Here is a 1405-nt window from a genome sequence, read left to right on the forward strand (position 1 = left end):
GGAACGACAGGTCGGGGCGCAGGCCGGTCAGGACGACGACCTGGTCGACGGGCTTGCTGCGGCCAGCCGCTCCAGGGCGCGCAGCCGCAGGTCGGTCAGGTGCGGGAGCGTCCGCTCGCGCAGCAGGGCGGAGCCGCAGTCGGCGAGCGCCGGGCCGCGCCACAGGTCCAGCGCGGCGCGCAGCAGCGGCAGGCCCGGGTCCGGCGGGGCACCCTCGGGCGGGCCGGCCGGGGCGGCGGGCCCGGGGAGCAGCACGCCCGCCTGCTCGCAGAGCCGGCCGAAGCGCAGCACGTCGACCCGGTCGCTCTCGCCGGCCAGCAGGTAGCCGGACCCACGGGTGCCCAGCTCCAGCCCGGGGCCGTCCAGCAGTTGGCGCAGCGCCGCGACGTGGCCCTGCAGGGCGGCCCGCGCGGTGGGCGGCGCGCAGCCCTCCCAGACCAGCTCGATCAGCTCCTCGGTGGCCACCGTCCGGTTCAGCTGGACGGCGAGCGCGCTCAGTAGCGCCCGGCGCTTGGGGGCCGACGGGGTCACCGCCGTCCCGTCCTCCCGCCGCACCACCACCGGTCCGAGCAGATCGATGCGCACGTGCCCGTTCCCTCCCACCACCATCGACTCCCCGGCCGGATCGAGGATAGGGCCGACCGGGCCGTCGCTCACCGGGCCCCTCCACCGGCACCGTACCGAGCGGGTACGACACGGCCCGCCGGTCGGTCCGCCGGTCCGCCCGTCCGCCCGTCCGTCCGCCCGTCCGCCCGTCCGTCCGCCCGTCCGCCCGCGCGTCGAGGCAACCGTCGGCCGCCCCCGTGGCGTCCATCCAGGGCAGGAGCAGCCGACCTGCGCGGACCGGACATGTTCTCGCACTACACTGCTCCACCCCGAGGGGCGCCGGCCGCTTCGGGCGTGATGCGCGGTTTGCGGTGAGGTGGGGGTACTGGTGCGGATTCGGCTGCTCGGGCCGGTGGAGCTGCGGGTCGGGGCAGAGGGCTTCGAGAGCGTGGCGGGCGCGCAGCGGCGGGCCGTGCTGGCGCTGCTGGCGCTGCGGCTGGGCCGCCTCGTCACCGTGGACCAGCTGTGCGAGCTGCTGTGGGACGAGCAGCCGCCGCCCAGCGCGCGGGCGGCCGTGCAGGGGCACGTCGCCGCGCTGCGCAAGGTGCTCGCCGACACCCCGTTCGAGCTGCACACCCGGGACCCGGGCTACCTGCTGGACGGGCCCGCCCGCGAGGTGGACGCACTGCGCTTCGAGGAGCTCACCGGCACGGCCGACCGGCAGGCCGGGCTGGGCGACGACACCTCGGCTGTCGCGCTGCTGGCGGAGGCGCTGCGGCTGTGGCGCGGCGAGCCGCTGGCCGACCTGCCCGGCACCCCGCTGCGCACCGCCGCGGTGGACCGGCTGAGGCAGTCCCGC

At 77.8% G+C, this 1405-nt stretch carries 2 protein-coding genes; one reads left to right on the top strand and one right to left on the bottom strand.

The window, feature by feature from the left end:
- Positions 1 to 27: 27 nt before the first annotated feature.
- Entirely contained in the window at positions 28 to 585 is a 558-nt protein-coding gene (locus ABZW03_RS40865; protein ID WP_355269950.1) for a BTAD domain-containing putative transcriptional regulator, read from the bottom strand.
- A 349-nt stretch (positions 586 to 934) separates the two neighbouring features.
- Here ABZW03_RS40865 and ABZW03_RS40870 point away from each other — a divergent pair.
- Positions 935 to 1405, top strand: a 471-nt coding sequence (locus tag ABZW03_RS40870; protein ID WP_355269952.1) for a BTAD domain-containing putative transcriptional regulator, incomplete at its 3' end; no start/stop codon positions are given.

Origin of the sequence: Kitasatospora sp. NPDC004799 (assembly GCF_040609095.1) — a bacterium.
In the GTDB taxonomy this organism is placed as follows: Bacteria; Actinomycetota; Actinomycetes; order Streptomycetales; family Streptomycetaceae; genus Kitasatospora.